Source organism: Cognataquiflexum aquatile, assembly GCF_003316845.1.
GTDB lineage: Bacteria > Bacteroidota > Bacteroidia > Cytophagales > Cyclobacteriaceae > Cognataquiflexum > Cognataquiflexum aquatile.
The window spans coordinates 83,267-99,825 of the sequence record NZ_QMIK01000001.1 but is presented as its reverse complement, the minus strand read 5'-3'; the positions used below and the strand labels follow the sequence as shown (position 1 = coordinate 99,825).

Annotated in this window: 18 protein-coding genes; 7 read left to right on the top strand and 11 right to left on the bottom strand. The window is 38.8% G+C overall.

Annotated features, from left to right (window positions below; genetic code table 11):
• From DQW11_RS00460 to DQW11_RS00420, 9 genes are all read right to left on the bottom strand, one after another.
• The gene (locus tag DQW11_RS00460) at positions 1-126 is read right to left on the bottom strand and encodes a 30S ribosomal protein THX (protein ID WP_113922035.1); all 126 of its coding nucleotides are present in this window, start codon (positions 124-126) and stop codon (positions 1-3) included.
• 90 nt (positions 127-216) lie between these two features.
• Positions 217-432, bottom strand: coding sequence for a hypothetical protein (locus DQW11_RS00455; protein WP_113922034.1), 216 nt, complete (start codon positions 430-432; stop codon positions 217-219).
• An 89-nt stretch (positions 433-521) separates the two neighbouring features.
• A complete protein-coding gene (locus tag DQW11_RS00450; RefSeq protein WP_113922033.1) occupies positions 522-1,556 on the bottom strand; it encodes a LacI family DNA-binding transcriptional regulator in 1,035 nt (344 codons plus the stop codon).
• Between the two features lie 255 nt (positions 1,557-1,811).
• Complete coding sequence (locus tag DQW11_RS00445; RefSeq protein ID WP_113922032.1) at positions 1,812-3,527, bottom strand: OmpA family protein; 1,716 nt, start codon at positions 3,525-3,527, stop codon at positions 1,812-1,814.
• A 1-nt stretch (position 3,528) separates the two neighbouring features.
• Positions 3,529-4,500, bottom strand: a complete 972-nt coding sequence (locus DQW11_RS00440) for a deoxyhypusine synthase family protein (protein WP_113922031.1) — start codon at positions 4,498-4,500, stop codon at positions 3,529-3,531.
• A 98-nt stretch (positions 4,501-4,598) separates the two neighbouring features.
• Positions 4,599-5,207, bottom strand: a complete 609-nt coding sequence (locus DQW11_RS00435; RefSeq protein ID WP_113922030.1) for an OmpH family outer membrane protein — start codon at positions 5,205-5,207, stop codon at positions 4,599-4,601.
• An 84-nt stretch (positions 5,208-5,291) separates the two neighbouring features.
• Positions 5,292-5,525: a hypothetical protein gene (locus tag DQW11_RS00430; RefSeq protein WP_113922029.1), complete on the bottom strand. Its 234-nt coding sequence runs from the start codon at positions 5,523-5,525 to the stop codon at positions 5,292-5,294.
• A gap of 4 nt (positions 5,526-5,529) precedes the next feature.
• On the bottom strand, positions 5,530-6,432 hold the full coding sequence (locus DQW11_RS00425) for a histone deacetylase family protein (protein ID WP_113922028.1): 903 nt from the start codon (positions 6,430-6,432) through the stop codon (positions 5,530-5,532).
• Between the two features lie 62 nt (positions 6,433-6,494).
• Positions 6,495-7,058 (bottom strand): hypothetical protein, encoded by a 564-nt coding sequence (locus tag DQW11_RS00420; protein WP_113922027.1) that lies wholly within the window; start codon positions 7,056-7,058, stop codon positions 6,495-6,497.
• Positions 7,059-7,185: 127 nt separating this feature from the next.
• On the opposite strand from DQW11_RS00420, the gene DQW11_RS00415 reads away from it, so the two are divergent.
• On the top strand, positions 7,186-7,650 hold the full coding sequence (locus tag DQW11_RS00415) for an AlbA family DNA-binding domain-containing protein (protein WP_198669816.1): 465 nt from the start codon (positions 7,186-7,188) through the stop codon (positions 7,648-7,650).
• Here the strand turns inward: DQW11_RS00415 and DQW11_RS00410 are convergent.
• Positions 7,610-7,975 (bottom strand): phage holin family protein, encoded by a 366-nt coding sequence (locus tag DQW11_RS00410; protein WP_113923135.1) that lies wholly within the window; start codon positions 7,973-7,975, stop codon positions 7,610-7,612. The two genes, DQW11_RS00415 and DQW11_RS00410, sit on opposite strands and share 41 nt — an antisense overlap.
• 230 nt (positions 7,976-8,205) lie before the next feature.
• Here DQW11_RS00410 and DQW11_RS00405 point away from each other — a divergent pair, with 230 nt between their 5' ends.
• Both DQW11_RS00405 and DQW11_RS00400 read left to right on the top strand, forming a co-directional pair.
• Positions 8,206-8,955, top strand: a complete 750-nt coding sequence (locus tag DQW11_RS00405) for an acyl-CoA desaturase (protein WP_113922026.1) — start codon at positions 8,206-8,208, stop codon at positions 8,953-8,955.
• A 257-nt stretch (positions 8,956-9,212) separates the two neighbouring features.
• Positions 9,213-9,578: a BlaI/MecI/CopY family transcriptional regulator gene (locus DQW11_RS00400; RefSeq protein WP_113922025.1), complete on the top strand. Its 366-nt coding sequence runs from the start codon at positions 9,213-9,215 to the stop codon at positions 9,576-9,578.
• A gap of 179 nt (positions 9,579-9,757) precedes the next feature.
• Here DQW11_RS00400 and DQW11_RS00395 read toward each other — a convergent pair whose 3' ends face one another.
• Positions 9,758-10,237 (bottom strand): SixA phosphatase family protein, encoded by a 480-nt coding sequence (locus DQW11_RS00395; protein WP_113922024.1) that lies wholly within the window; start codon positions 10,235-10,237, stop codon positions 9,758-9,760.
• Positions 10,238-10,394: 157 nt separating this feature from the next.
• Here DQW11_RS00395 and topA point away from each other — a divergent pair, with 157 nt between their 5' ends.
• From topA to DQW11_RS00375, 4 genes are all read left to right on the top strand, one after another.
• Positions 10,395-12,719 (top strand): type I DNA topoisomerase, encoded by a 2,325-nt coding sequence (topA, locus tag DQW11_RS00390; protein WP_113922023.1) that lies wholly within the window; start codon positions 10,395-10,397, stop codon positions 12,717-12,719.
• A gap of 125 nt (positions 12,720-12,844) precedes the next feature.
• On the top strand, positions 12,845-13,537 hold the full coding sequence (locus DQW11_RS00385) for an SIR2 family NAD-dependent protein deacylase (protein ID WP_113922022.1): 693 nt from the start codon (positions 12,845-12,847) through the stop codon (positions 13,535-13,537).
• Positions 13,530-14,861: a flavin-containing monooxygenase gene (locus tag DQW11_RS00380; RefSeq protein WP_113922021.1), complete on the top strand. Its 1,332-nt coding sequence runs from the start codon at positions 13,530-13,532 to the stop codon at positions 14,859-14,861. The genes DQW11_RS00385 and DQW11_RS00380 overlap by 8 nt, the downstream gene beginning before the upstream one ends.
• 60 nt (positions 14,862-14,921) lie before the next feature.
• The gene (locus tag DQW11_RS00375; RefSeq protein ID WP_113922020.1) at positions 14,922-16,256 is read left to right on the top strand and encodes a YfcC family protein; all 1,335 of its coding nucleotides are present in this window, start codon (positions 14,922-14,924) and stop codon (positions 16,254-16,256) included.
• Positions 16,257-16,559: the final 303 nt, after the last annotated feature.

Genomic DNA, 16,559 nt, shown 5'->3' with positions numbered 1-16,559 from the left:
TCACTTTTTTGAAAAGCCGAGTTTGATTTTCCTCGAAGCTTGGTTCCTTTTGGATTTTGGTCTGCTGGCCCCAAATGATCCTTTCCAGATTTTTCCTTTCCGGGATTTGATGTCTCCTTTACCCATGACTGTCAGTTTTTAAAGTTGGAAATAATCAAATTTAAAAATACTGATTGAATAACTCAAATGTAATTTTGATGGTTTTATACTTTTTTCCTATTGGATAAAAAGAAATACCATGGTTGCTGCCAATGAATATCCCAATAGAAATGAAAGAAATATCGGTGCGGAAAGTGAGAATTTGGTGTATTCTGGAAAATTCCTATGGCTGTAGATATGGCTGATTTTTTTCAGGTACTTTTCCGGATAAATGGATAAAAAAAACAATGTGTAGGTAACGGTCAAGAGGGCAAAAGAAAAGAAGGTTTCCATAAATCGCATTTTGAATACACAAATATAGCATTCAATTCATTTTTTGCCTTACAACATTAAAAATTCTTTACATTAATGTTAAGATAATGTTATGTTTTTCTGTTTTTTAAAGAAGACTCCCTTACAATTAATTTCGTTTTGATTTCAAATGTTTCGTGGTTTTCCAAATCATGGTTTTGTATCAATTCGAGAAGAAGTTTCATGGATTTAATCCCCATTTCATATCCGTGTTGGTCCACCGAACTTAATCCTGGACTTACCACTTCTGCGAGTTTCCAATTGCTGAATCCAATCACGCCAACCTGCTGGGGAATTTGATATCCTGCTTCATTCAAGTACTTGATTACACCCAATGCCACAAGGTCTGTAATGCAAAAAAATGCATCCGGCGGATTGCTTCCTTCCATCAGTTCTTTGGTAAAATCAAAGCCTTCCTGTTCAGTTATAGAAGTACAGGATTTCACCCAAGCATCAGAATACTCCAAATTTTGATCTGAAATAGCCTTTTTATAGCCTTCAAACCGCTCATTGGCATTTTTGACATTTTCTCTACCTCTAAGGTGTGCGATTTTGCGGTATCCTTGGTTTATCAAATGGCTTACAGCCTGATACGCACCTTCAAAATCGTCTACCGTCACCTTGGGAGTGTCGAGATGGTCTGTGATTTTATCAAATTGGATGACAGGTTTACCTTCGGAAATAAAATCCAATAAATGATCTCCTTCCAAAGTTTCATTGGAAATTGAAATTAACAATCCATCTACACTTGATGCCAACATGGTGCGGCAGGCAAATTTTTCGTCTTTAAGTAAGTCATTTGATTGACTAACCAATACATTATAGCCATGCTTTTTAGCCTCATCAATGGCACCGCTGATTACGGTAGAAAAAAAATGGTGTACCAACTCAGGCACAATAAGGCCAATATTGAAAGTCCTGCTTTTTCTGAAATTGACTGCCAAAAAATTAGGAACATAATGATGGGCTTCCGCATATTCCTTAACTGAACGAATCGTATCTTTGGCAATATCAGGGTGTTCTTTTAAAGCGCGTGAAGCTGTAGAAACCGATATCCCAAGTTCTTTTGCAATATCTTTCAAAGTTAATTTCTTCTTTTCTATCATCGGTTAATTTGGGTATGTACTAATATAAATGCCTTTAGCAAATATTTACTATTCCATACTTGAATTATTATTTTTTGTTTAGCCTTCAACAAAAAATGATGGCTGATTTGGTCGGGTGATTGGATCAGAAATATAAAAAACGACATGAGCGAATTAGAAATAGCTCTCTGTCAATAAGTTAAAAATAAAATAAAAAAAATGGTTATATACTATTGATTTTCAATAATATATAACCATTAATCTAAACTAGGAAGATCAATTTTCAATCAGCATTTCAACCCTTCTGTTGATGGTTCTTCCTTCCTCAGTATTGTTATCTGCAATTGGTCGAGTTCCACCCCATCCGGATGTTCTGATTCTTTCAAATTCAATTCCATTGATCGTGAGATAGGCCCTGATTTTTGAAGCCCTTTTCATTGACAAGTCTTTGTTCAGTGAAGGATCTCCTGAGTTATCTGTATGTCCTTCCAATCTTATTTTGATTTCAGGATTTTCTTTGAGAAACAATACAAAATCATCAAGGACCTGTATAGATCTGGAATCTGCAAAATCAGATGTCCCTCGGTTAAACTGGATATTTTCCAAAATTATGGCCGTTCCTGCAACGGCAGCTTTCATCAAGATTTCTTTTCCTTCCAATTCGATCCAGCTGTTTCTGTCTAAAAGTTTGGGAATGTATCCTTTAGAGCTGACAGTAAAATTGACCCATTGAGGATCTTCCAATTCATTCCAAAGCTGTTCCTGACTAGGAACAACTCTTTTTATACCCCTTTTATTACCTATCTCAATTTTGTGTTCAATAGGATTTTTGGTTTGTGCGTCCAGTATTTTTACTTCCTCCCTTCTTTGTGATGTTTTGGGGATTGAAGGATTGACAGGAATTATTTCAGGAATTGTTTCAGTAATTCTTGAAACCGTTTCAACCACCATGGTTGGTATAACCGGTTTAACTGACTCAGTTTTTATTTTCACAGAATCAGATTTTTCCAAAACCACCAAAGCTTCGGTTTTTGGAGCAACATCCTCTTGTGTAGTTGCTTTTGGCAGTTCGGGGATCGTGACTTCCTCAGCGGCTAGAGGTTCAATTGTCTGGAATTTTACTATAAAAAAGTCTCCAAAACCCTCACTGTTTTGTGTACTTGTAAAAATCGCAATACCATCTTTTCCCGTAGCTTTTGCATAACCCATTTCAGAGCCTTGGGTATTTGTGTGTTGAATCGGCAAAGGAACCGTCCAGCTATCCCAACTTTTACCGGTTCTTTGGGAATAATAAATATCCTTTCCCCTCCTTGTTTCTTTAGAATTGGATGAAAAATAAAGGGTTTGAAGATCCTCAGAAAGATAAGGGGTAAATTCTTGGGCATATGTATTGATCTGTGGCCCCAAATTGAAAGGTGAGGTCCAGACGGCTTCCGATTGTTTGAAACTGACATAGATATCTTCATTTCCAAAACTCCCAAAAGAAGCCATAGACATTACAATGATATTGCCATCCGAAGAAAGTCTGCCACTGAAATGTGAACCATTGTTTTTAAAATTCCCCATTTCCAGGGGACGGATGTAATTCCAGGAGTTACCAAATCGTGCGTATTGGTGAATCCCCTGTTTCTTTCCATTTTGACCACTTTGGTAAACCAAAGCTGTCAAAGGATCCAAGAATCCGACGAAAACATCATTGCCTTGTGTAGACAGGTCCGATATTCTTTGGGGTTTTTGCCAAACCCCGTTCCCATCCATTTTGCCAACCCAAATATCACCGAAGTCAGTTGGACCGCCGGTATTTTCGGGATGAAAGCCAATGGTAAAAAACAGTTCACCACTTATGGAGAAAACAGGATTTTGCTCATCGTAAGGTGAGTTCAATGGTTTTATCGGGGTTATTTCTTGGCCGAACAACCCAGAATAAAGGAAAAAAGCAAGTAGGGATAGCCCACTTGCTTTTATCGAAATACGGATACTGGTTAATTTCATTTTATTGGTCTAAGACAATTGCAAAAATCAGAGGTGCAACAATCGTTGCGTCTGATTCTATAATATATTTTGGTGTGTCAAGTCCAAGTTTTCCCCAGGTAATTTTTTCATTTGGCACTGCGCCGGAATAGGATCCATAAGAAGTCGTAGAATCTGAAATCTGACAGAAATAACCCCAAAGCGGCACATTGTCTCGCTGAAGATCCTGATGAAGCATCGGAACAACACAAATCGGAAAATCACCAGCAATTCCCCCGCCAATTTGAAAAAATCCGACAGTACTTTCTTCTTTTGCATTTTGGGTATACCATTCAGCAAGAAACATCATGTACTCAATCCCGGTCCTTACAGTATGGACATTCTTTACATCTCCGGAAATTACGTGACCGGCAAACATGTTGCCCAAAGTTGAATCTTCCCAACCAGGTACGATGATTGGCAGGTTCTTTTTGGCAGCTTCCAACAGCCAAGAATTTTTTGGATCAATCTGAAAGCTTGCATCCAACTTGCCAGATAAAAGGATTTTGTAGAAAAACTCATGTGGAAAATAACATTCTCCTGCCTGATCTGCTTTCACCCATTCTTCCAAAATCACATTTTCGATCCTTCTCATGGCTTCCATTTCAGGGATGCAAGTATCCGTTACCCTGTTCATGTGTCTGCTAAGCAAATCCTGTTCTTGAGCAGGAGACAATTCCCTGTAATTTGGGATTCTCTCATAATAATCATGTGCAACCAAATTGAAGACATCTTCCTCCAAGTTGGCGCCGGTACAGGATATGATTTGAATTTTATTTTGACGGATCATTTCGGCAAGCGAAATACCCATTTCAGCTGTAGACATTGCCCCTGCCAAGGTAACCATCATCTTTCCGTTGTTGTCCAGATGGGTCTTATAGCCCTCAGCCGCATCTATCAGGGCAGCAGCATTGAAATGTCTAAAATTATGTTTTAAAAATTCTGTGATTTTCATATAGCAGTTTTTGAAATTTCCGGTGCAAAAGTACCAATTTAATAGACATAAAAAAAGCCCGACATGTAATGACGGGCTTTTGGGAATAAACGGAATGCTTATTTGGCAGGAGCCGGAACTTTTGAAGCTTCATACTTTTTGTTGATTCCTTCTACTACGATATCGGTGATATCCAAAGCTTTATTGGAATACCAAATCGCTCCGCCTCGGGTATATGAAAGGACCATCTCTAGGTTATTTGCCTGGGCATATTCAGTCAGATATACTTGAATCTGGTCATAGACATCACTGTATAATTTGGCTTCATCACCGGACAATTCCTGCATGATGTTATCCCTATAGGTAACGAGATTTTGTTCTTTTTTCACCAATTCCTCTTGCTTGGCACGTGCTTGATTAGGTGTCATGGATTGGGCAGACTGTTGAAAATTAGCGACTTCTTGCTCAAATCCCTTTGCTCTTGAGCCTAATTCACTTTCAAAATTCTTTCCCTTTTGGGTGATGTCACCGGATTTCTCTTTGAAATAAGTATATCGGGCAATCACGCTGTCGGTCATCACATAAGCAACTTTCAGATCAGCCACACTTGCTGTTTCTTTTGTTTCGGTGGATGCCGCTCCTTCAGTGGTTTTACCAGCTTGGTCACACGAAGAAAATGTCAAAGCTAGAATACCTGACAAGATTAATAATTTTGCTGTTTTTTTCACGTTTGTATTTTTTCTAATTGGCGCAAATATAAACAAAGTATCTTTTTTGCAAATTTTATTTCAGGGGTCAATTGTTAATTTCCGTTAAAGACCGTTTTTATTTTGATCCAGAATGGATTTGTAAACAACGGCCTGACCAAAAACCGACAATCCTGCGAAAATCAAAGCCAAACCTGCCGTCCCTACCAAAAACCAATTCACAAAAGATTTGCCAGATGCTTTGGCTATCAGCGCCTCTCCCATGACACTAAACCCAAATCCCATGACCAAAATCCCGGTCAACGCATATAAAAGCCATTTTCTTTTTAGTTTTTTCATTTTTTTAGAAATATAGATCCTGAGCAAGCCTGAATGTATTGGCATGTGCCTCAATGATATGACTCAATTTTTCGGAATAACCTCCACCCATGCAGCACATTATGGGTATAGCGTTGATTTTTGCCAATTCTAAAACCATTTTATCTCTTTCTTTACAGCCGGAAATACTCATTGCCAATCTTCCTAGCTTATCCGAACCCAAAACATCCACGCCGCTTTGGTAAATGATAAAATCAGGCTCAAAGGAGTCGATCAATCCCGGTAAGGTTTCTTTCAAGATTTTGAGATAATGTACATCATCTGTTTGGTCAGGCAAACCTATATCGAGGTCTGAAGATTCCTTGTGCAAAGGATAATTAGAAGCTCCATGCATACTGAAAGTAAAGACAGATGAATTCCCATCAAAAATACTTGCTGTTCCGTTGCCTTGATGAACATCAAGGTCCACTACCAGGATTTTCTTTACCAAATTATTGTTCAAAAGAAAATTTGACGCAATCGCAATGTCGTTCAATAAACAGAAGCCTTCACCCCTATCCGAAAAAGCATGATGGGTACCACCGGCGATGTTCATTCCAATCCCAAATTCCAAAGCAAAAACCGATGCCTGAACTGAACCTTGCATAATTTGTATTTCTCTTTGGACCAATTCCTGGCTGAGAGGAAAACCTGTTTTCCTTATTTCGGATTTATTAAGATTAAGGGATTTTAGCCTTTCAAAATAACTCTGTTGGTGGGTATTTAAAATCCACTTTTCCTGAAGAAAAGAAGGGGAAAAAAAATTTGACTCCTTTATTGTTCCTTCATAGAGAAGCTGTTCAGGAAGCAGGTTATATTTTTCCATCGGGAATCGGTGTCCTTCGGGAAGAGGATGGCAATAAATCGGTGACCAGGCAATTTTAAGCATAACATGAAAAACGCTTGTCGTATAACAAGCGTTTCTAAAAATGGTTTGTCAAAACTTCCCTTCTAATCATCCACATCTTCCTCCTCAGATTGGAAGGCATACATTGTGTCGTCCAAAACCAAGGTGTCCTCGTTAAACTCCTTGACAAATTTCGTAATTACCCTTTCATCTATTTGGTCCACATTCAGTGCTGCATCTAACCCGATGCCATAGTCATGGTTCATGTCCACATCTACAAATTCCTGGACTTTCACAGATTCATCCTCTTCAATGTCCATGATGATTTCTGTCATAAACCATCCGATCTCCTCCTCCTCGCTGCTTAGCGGCTTAAGATTGCCATTTTCATCTTCTTCATAATGTATCCCCTTAAAATTGGAGAATTTCTTGGCCGCTTCATGTTCTGCAAGTTCATAGACCTCAGATGCATGATGGAGCCTTAATGTATAAAGTGCAGCATCATAAATTACTTCCTTGCCTTCGTGCATTCCTATAAAATAAAAATTTACAAATTCCTCGGAATTATCTTCACCGGCTACAATCTTGAAATTCTTCTTAGAAGCTTCAAGTTCTTTTTTTAAGGCTGCGATTGTTTCAGGAACAAAACCTTCATTTTGGTATTTCATATGATAAAAGTTGCTAAAATTGAAGACAACATACAACGGTTTCTGCTAACTTAAAAGCATATTGACCACTGATGCAAAATATTTTTCATTTAAGTAATTAAAATACAAGTATTTATATTATAAAAAAATGTTGTTACCAAAAAAAAATGAAGAATTATTAAAAAACCTCTTTAACAGAAAAGAAGGCAAGTCCATTGATTTTAAACAATCCATCACCTCGGCCCAAAAAATTGCCAAAACTTTGGTAGCGTTCGCAAATACCGAGGGAGGAATTATCGTCGTAGGAGTATCAGACAAGAAAAAAATTATCGGCATAGATCCCGAAGAAGAAATCTTTATGGTCGAAAAAGCTGTCTTTGAAAATTGTGAGCCCCAACCCAAATTTCATTTTGAGCTTTTAGAAACAATTGAATTATCTGAGAAAAATGTGGAAACAGAAAAGAACGTGTTATTGGTTTTTATTGAAAAATCAATTCAAAAGCATTACTTCAAAAACCAAAGTGGAGAAAAAATTTATTATAAAAGACTCTATGACCAAACCATTCCCGACACTACCGTGTCCTACCCAGATTCACCCCTAACAGAGAATTGATTAAGCTTAAAATAAGGCTAAATAATAAAGCCCACCAAAAGCCGTCCACCGAAAATCCCGGAATAATCTCAGCAGCCAATAAAATCAGAATGGCATTTATCGCAAGTAAAAACAAACCCAAAGTCAAAATTGTAATCGGGATTGTCAAAAAAATCAAAATTGGCTTGATAGTCATGTTTAACAATGTCAATAAAGCCGCAACCACCAAAGCTGTAAAAAAATCCTCAACAGCAACTCCGGGAAGGATATATTGGGCAATAAGTACAGAAATAGCACCTAGAATCAGCTGCAGAATAATATTCAATACTTCATTGGATTTGCTCATGATGTCTTTTTTATTTAAAAATAAGGATTGCATCTGAACCTTCAAACTTTTTGATGAACAACCAGGTTTTAGAGCCAAGGTTAATGCATATTTATAGCTTCTGCAAAAACCAGCAAATTGAAAGTAGGTATAATCTTTGCCATTTATTTCTCTGTTCAATGGACTTTGGATTAAATTATTGAATTTTGGACATATCTTTACACCCATATCTTAATCTCAATCCTTAAACTGTGATATTAATCGTTTTCTTCCTTTTGCATTGGTATTTCTCTTTGTTTTGCCAAAGTTTCTTCCTTCACAGGTATGCTGCACACCAGATGTTTTCCATGAATAAATATTGGGAAAAGTTTTTCTACTTTTTCACGTGGGCATGCCAAGGCAGTTCATATCTATCACCGAGGGCCTATGCCATTTTGCACCGAATGCACCACGCGTACAGTGATACTCCAAAAGATCCCCATAGTCCACACCACACTGAAAACCTTTTTACGATGATGTGGAAAACCAAAAATATCTACAATGATTACTTCAGCTTCAAGTTAAAGCCAGAAGAAAGGTTTTCAAAAGATGTTCCGGATTGGAATAAGTTTGATTTATTTGCCGACACCATGTTCGTTCGATTGGCTTGGGGCGTGTTTTATGTGATGGTTTACGTTTTGAGCATTTCGGTTTTTGAATTGCCGGGAACACATTGGTGGATGTACTTCTTACTGCCAATCCATTTTATGATGGGTCCTGTTCATGGTGCAATTGTAAACTGGAGCGGACATAAATATGGTTATGCCAACTTTGACAACAATGACAAATCAAAGAACAGCCTGTTGCTGGATCTTCTGATGCTTGGGGAATTATTTCAGAACAATCACCACAAACTTCCTAACCGTCCAAATTTTGCTGTAAAATGGTATGAGTTTGACCCTACTTATCCCATAGTGAAATTGCTACATGCTACAGGTATCATCAAACTCCGTTCAATTTGAACGGAAAAGTTATAAAACTTCTTAAAAAAACCTCCTTAGGGAGGTTTTTTTTTTGTATCCCAATGTTTTCTGGTAAAAGGTTAATATATGCATTTCATAACTTTTAAATGATTTTTTTTAATTAATCATATAGCGATGAACTAAATCAAGAGACTGATTATTTTTTTTTATTATTTCAATAAAAAGATTTGAATCCTTTGCTTGGAATTAAGAAACTAAATGGATAAGTTGGAAACGAATTTAAACTTAAACACATTATGAGAGAACTAACCCGCGCAGAAGAGCAGATCATGCAGATTCTGTGGGATATCGAGAAAGGTTTCGTCAAAGATATCCTTGAAAAAATGTCCGAACCCAAACCAGCCTACAACACTGTCTCCACGATAGTGAGGATTTTGGAAAGAAAAGGATTTGTCAATCACAAAGCCTATGGAAAATCACATGAGTATTTTCCTATAGTCTCTAAAGATGAATACAGAAGCTTTTCAATCAAAAACCTTCTTGCAGGTTACTTCAGTGGCTCGTTTGCAAAACTTGCCTCATTCCATGCAAAGGATAAAAACCTTGCCGTCAAAGACGTTGAGAAAATCATGGACGAAGTAAAGGGTGATTTGAAAAAATAAGCATGGGATTTAAGGTTTGAATTTATAGTGTTCTTGAATTTTAACCTTTCTTCTTAAAATTCAGATCCTTAAAATCATTCTAAAAACCAGTTCCAGAAGGCGCTTTCTAATAAGAAAGCGCTTTTTTTGTGCCAAAAAGGCTGAAAAAAATGAATAGTCCAGGACAAACTTTTCAGGGGTTATATTACTTCTTTTAGGATTCCGCTATCCTTCCCCATTTGCTTCCATTCATCCGAAACAATCTCAATTATCGCCATCATTCCGGGATTCAAACCGAGAGAACCAATACCCGTGAGGTAAGAGACCAATAAACTTAAGGAAGGATTGTGCCCTACTAATAGTAAATTCTGCACCCCAACTTCTACATCGTTTAAAATTTTCACCAGGTCATTTAACTCCGCATCATAGATTTCGTCTAAAACCAATATTTCTTTAGAAGAAACAGACTTTGAAAGAATTTTTGCGGTTTGTGAAGTCCTGACAGCGGGGCTTACCAAGATCAGGTCAAAAGTAATTTTTCTGCTTTCCAGGACCTTCGATAGCTGATTTATATGGAGTTCCCCTGCTTCAGAAAGTGGCCTTTTGAGGTCTCCGAGAGGCCCGATTCCCGGTTTGGCTTCACCATGTCGCAACAAGTACAATAATCTTGAAACAGCCATTTTTTTTGATTTTAAATCTATATAAATGTGATAAAAATCGAACCAATTAAAAAGATGAAGTTCAGCTTTATTTGGATTGGAATATATTGCAGTCTATTTTTAGGATTTTAAATGGATAGCTACAGCTGCAAGCCCATCTTTTAAAGCAAAATCAATTATGTCAAAAAATTTAGTGATAGTAGAGTCACCTGCCAAAGCAAAAACTATTGAAGGGTATCTCGGTAAGGATTTTAAAGTTGCATCAAGCTATGGTCATGTCCGCGATCTTCCGAAAGGGGACAACGCTATTGATGTAAAAAACAAGTTTAAGCCGACCTACGAAATCACACCGGATAAGAGGGAAGTGATCAAGCAATTGAAAAGCCTTGTAAAAGAAGCAGAGACCATCTACCTGGCAAGTGATGATGACCGTGAGGGGGAGGCCATTTCTTGGCATCTTAAAGAAGTATTGAATTTGAAAGATGAGCAGACCAAAAGGATCGTGTTTAGAGAAATCACAAAAAACGCAATTCTTAAGGCCATAGAAAATCCCAGAAAAATTGATATTGACCTAGTCAATGCACAACAGGCAAGAAGGATTTTAGACCGGTTGGTGGGATTTGAACTTTCTCCTATACTATGGAAAAAAATCAAAGCAGGATTATCGGCAGGCAGGGTTCAGTCTGTTGCCGTTCGGCTGATTGTAGAGAGAGAAAGAGAAATCGAAAAATTTAAATCGAAGTCTTCTTACAGGATTACTGCAATTTTTGATATCAAAGGAAAGAGGCTTTCATCCGAACTTCCAAAGAAATTTGAAAATCAGGCAGATGCAGAGGAGTTTTTGAAAAAATGTATCGGTGCCGATTTCCTAATTGAAAACCTGGAGAAAAAACCCGCCAAAAAAACACCAGCACCACCATTTACCACCTCTACGCTTCAACAGGAAGCCAGTAGAAAACTGAGTTTCTCAGTTGCTCAAACGATGTCTGTTGCCCAAAAACTGTATGAGGCCGGTAAAATTACTTACATGAGGACTGATAGTGTCAATCTCTCGGACGATGCTATTACTGCCGCAAAAAATGAAATCCATTCTTCTTTTGGACCTGAATTCCATCAGCCAAGGAAGTTCACCACAAAATCAGAAAGTGCACAAGAGGCCCACGAAGCCATCCGTCCTACAGATTTTGCAGCAAGTGAAGTGAACGGTGACCGGAACGAACAGCGATTGTATGAACTGATCTGGAAAAGAGCGATTGCTTCGCAGATGGCAGATGCCCAACTTGAAAGAACCATAGTTACCATAGGTATTTCTACCACACCCGAGAAATTGATTGCCTCAGGTGAAGTCATCAAGTTTGAGGGATTTTTGAAAGTCTATATTGAAGATACCGATGATGAGCCTGAAGATGAAGAGAATGGAAATAAGGGTCTTATCCCTCCTGTTAGCATAGGCCAAAATCTCGATCTGGAAGAAATGAAAGGAAGAGAAACTTTCTCCAGACCTGCACCGAGGTATACAGAAGCATCTCTTGTAAAGAAACTGGAAGAAATGGGAATCGGACGTCCCTCTACATATGCTCCAACCATCTCTACGATCCAAAAAAGAGATTATGTTACCAAAGAATCCAGGGAAGGTACGGACAGAAGTTATACAGAAATGAAACTGTCGAAGGGCCAGTTTTCAAAAGAAACCAAAAAAGAAGTAACCGGGGCAGATAAAAACAAGCTTTTCCCAACCAACATAGCCATGGTGGTCAATGACTTTCTGGTTGAGCATTTTCCCAATGTAATCGACTTTTCTTTTACAGCTAAAGTAGAAAAGGAGTTTGATGATATCGCAAGAGGTGGACAAAACTGGGAAGACATGATCGAGGGATTCTACAGTAAATTCCATTTGCGGGTAGAGGAAACGGCGAATGTGGCCAGGGCAGATGTCAACAGTGCGCGTGATTTGGGTAAAGATCCCAAAACGGGAAAATCTGTTTTCGCACGGCTTGGGAGGTTTGGACCTTTGGTACAAATTGGTGACCAAGAGGATGAACAGAAGCAGTTTGCAAGCATGAAAAAGGGGCAGTTTATCGAAAATATTACCTTGGAAGATGCCTTGGAATTATTCAAATTACCTAGGGAAGTGGGCTATTTTGAGGACAAAAAAATCGTAGCTGCTGTCGGAAAATTTGGACCTTACCTGAGACATGACGATAAATTTGTCTCCTTGGGAAAAGAACAGGACCCGATGACAATCAACGAAGCAGAGGCTATCAAACTCATTGAAGACAAAAGAGAAGCAGATGATAAGAAACATATCAAAACCTTTGAAGAAAATCCTGAAATTCAGATTTTAAACGGTAGATGGGGTCCTTACATCAAGTTTGGAAAAAATAATTTCAAAATTCCAAAAGGAAAGGAAGCTGAAAACCTTACTTACAGTGAAACATTAGGAATAATTGAAAATCAACCTGATATAAAAAAGAAAGGCAAGTTTGCCAAAAAGAAGGCATAAGAAGAAGGGGCTAATCGCCCCTTTTTTATTGCTTGAATGTGAATGTTCCTATGTTCTTTTTTTCATTTTTTTTCTTGAGATTGAAGGCTTGTAATCAATCCTTTCCATCAACCTGATTTATCGGAATGAAAAAATTGGTAATCCTTACCGGAGCGGGAATATCTGCCGAAAGCGGAATCAGCACTTTCCGTGACAGTGGTGGACTTTGGGAAGGGCATGATGTGATGGAAGTAGCTTCTCCTGTGGGATGGAGAAGAAATCCAGCACTCGTGCTCGATTTTTATAACCAAAGAAGGAAACAGGCCCTTTCTGTGCAACCCAATCAGGCGCATTTTGAATTGACAAGGTTGGAGCAGTTTTTTGATGTGACGATCATTACCCAAAACGTCGACAACCTCCATGAAAGGGCTGGTTCATCCAACATCCTTCATCTCCATGGGGAACTATTCAAATCCCAAAGTACCTTGGATCCAAGGTTAGTCTATGAGATGGCGGGCTGGGAGATCAACATCGGTGATAAATGTGAGAAAGGAAGCCAATTGAGGCCATTTATCGTTTGGTTCGGTGAAAATGTACCTATGATCGAGACCGCCATCAAAGCCACCTCAAAGGCAGATATCTTTGCTGTCATCGGTACATCTTTGGCCGTTTATCCGGCAGCAGGTTTGATTGCATACAGTCAAAAAAACGCTCCAAAGTACATCATCGATGTAAAGATTCCCGAAATATCCAATTTTGATAGGCTTCACAAAATTGAAGCTCCCGCATCGGTTGGAACCAAAATTATGTCTGAAGAAATCATTTCTAAATATGCCTAAAAAAGTCGCAGTCATTGGGGCTGGTCCTTCCGGAATTACTGCTTTGAAAAATCTCCTGGACCAAAGTATTGACGCAATATGCTTTGACCGGAATTCAGAAGTGGGTGGAAACTGGGTTTATTCTGAAAATGAAGGCCATTCAAGCGTTTTTGAGACGACGCATATCATCAGTTCCAAAACACTGTCCCAATATGCTGATTTTACTTTTGACGATTTCGATCCCTCAGTTTCGGATTATCCATCCCATGATGAATTGAGAAGGTATTTTCAAGCCTACGCCAATCATTTTGGGCTGATAGAACATATCCGGTTCAATACAATGGTCATTCATTGCGAATGGATCAGTCAGAACAAATGGCAAATCACCACTGAAACAGATGGAATAAGAAAAACCGAGGAGTTTTCTGACTTGGTTGTCTGCAACGGTCATCATTGGAATCCAAGGTGGCCTGCGTATCCTGGTAAATTTACAGGTGAATTTCTCCACTCCCATTCCTTTAAAAAAGCAGAGCCTTTCAAAGACAAAAAAGTATTGGTCATTGGCGGAGGAAACTCTGCCTGTGATGTTGCGGTGGAAACAAGCCGTGTAAGTAAGGTGACTGCCATCTCCTGGAGACGCGGATATCGCATTATTCCCAAATTCTTTTTTGGTCAGCCTTCAGACAAAATAGGTGAAAGAAGTGCCTGGATTCCACTTAAAATAAGGAGTTTCTTCTTTGATGTATTGCTCAAGATAATGGTTGGGGACAACCATCTTTATGGTTTGAGGAAAGTGGAGAACAAATTCGGAGAAACCCACCCTACCATCAATGACGAGTTGCTTTACAAAATCCGACACGGAAAAGTAAAGCCACGTCCCGATATCAAAAGATTGGAAGGGAAAAAAATCATTTTTGAAGACGGCAGTGAGGATGAATTTGATACCATTATTGCCTGCACCGGCTACTACCTCTCCCACCCTTTCTTCGACAAAAAATTTATTGACTACAGTTCAGGACCGGTTCCGCTTTACTTGAAAATGTTCCATCCTGAGTTCCGAAATCTCTATTTTGTGGGGATGTTTCAACCTTTGGGCTGTATTTGGCCAGGTTCAGAATTACAGGCAAAAATCATGGCAAGGGAAATCGCCGGAAAATGGAATAGGCCTTCCAATATCAAAGAACTTTGCGAAAAGGAAGTTACACATCCTCATTATAGACAAATTGACACCCCAAGGCATACAATTACTGTGGATTTCCACATCTTCAAAAAGCAATTGCTAAAATACTTGCCCAAGGATTATGTTTCAAAAAGGAAGGCTCAAGTTACTTCCGATTTGGTCTGAGATTATAAGAGTTCGAAAAATGTACTTCAATCCTATTGACTCCAAATAAAGCCCTGCCCCATGAAACTATCCTTTCCCCACCCACTGATCATCATGCTTGTCTTTATTGGTTTCGCTACCATGCTGACCTATATCGTCCCTGCAGGATCTTATGACCGGATTTTGGATGAAGCATCAGGCAGGGAAGTTGTAGTTCAGGGAAGCTATACACAACAGGAAAACAACCCTGTAAGCATAGGGAAAATGTTTCTCAGTATTCCTGAAGGATTTATTGAAGGAGCTGAGGTAGTGGTTTTGATTTTGATAATCGGAGGAGCATTTTATGTGGTTGAGAAAACCGGTGCATTCAGCCGTGGGTTGGAAGTTTTGATTTTCAGGTTCAACAATGCCAAATCATTTCTGACCGTAATTATCGGGGTACTCTTTGCTGCCATGGGCAACCTGAGCGGTTTCCAAGAGGAGGTGATTGCCATGGTACCTCTTCTGATGGTTTTATCTACCAAAATAGGCTATACCAAAACTGCTGTTATTGCCTTCAGCTTGGGTTCTGCTGTAATCGGTGGTTCATTTGGTCCAACGAACCCATTTGGTGTAATCATCGCCCAAAAAGTGGCTGAAGTACCTGTGTTTTCAGGAAGTCTGTTTCGGTTGGTTTTTCTGATCTTGGCTTTGGCTTTTTGGATTATCTATTTTATCAAAACCGGAAAAGACAATTCATTCCAATCGGATTTGGTTGGTAAAAAACCAATGAAACTGTCCAATTCCCATGTTATTATTTTACTTCTTGTTGCCCTTACTTTCGGAATAATGGTCTTTGGCTTGACCAATTGGGGTTGGAATTACAATGAAATGTCAGCCATTTTCTTTGTTTTGGGAATGACCGCAGGTATTTTGGGAAAGCTTGGAATCAACGGGACAGCAAGGGCCTATTCTGAGGGTTTTGGAGAACTTATCTTTGCCGGGGTGATTGTAGGGATGGCCCGGAGCATTTACCTCATCATGCAGGAAGGGCAGATTATTGACACGATTATCCTTGGTTTATTCAGCCCTTTGGAAGGTTTGCCGCTTGGGCTTTCGGCAGTTTCGATGTTGGTCGGACAATGTATTTTACATATCCCGGTGCCAAGTACTTCAGGTCAGGCTGTTTTGACGATGCCATTGTTGGCGCCCATTGCGGATTTGATAGGTATGTCCCGACAGGTTGTGGTTTTGGCATATCAATACGGCGCAGGCCTCATGGATTTGGTCACTCCGACAAACGGTGCTTTGATGGCTATTTTGGCAGCATCGGGAATTTCATACAAAGAATGGATGAGGGTGGCCTGGAAACCGATTCTGATTTTGCTGTTGATAGGAATGTCGGGTATTTTGTTGGGTATAATTGTTTTTTCTTAATTCCTTTTCAACGGAAGAAGTAAAAATATTAATTGGTGACTTGCAGTTTTTTGGAAATAATTAGGAACTGTTTTTTGATTCTACAGCGAAATGGATACCTCTAAAGTGTTAAATTTAGAAATAGAAATCCATTATGTCATTTCTGATGGCATGAGTTCATAGCAAAAGCAGAATTTCCGTTCTAAAAATTACCTATTGAATCCTATCAAAATACTTTCAATAAAAAAATCATTGAATAGCTTCGACCTGACAGTTAAATTATAGGCAGCAAAACTGCCGACTTACGTTCATTATTTTTAACAA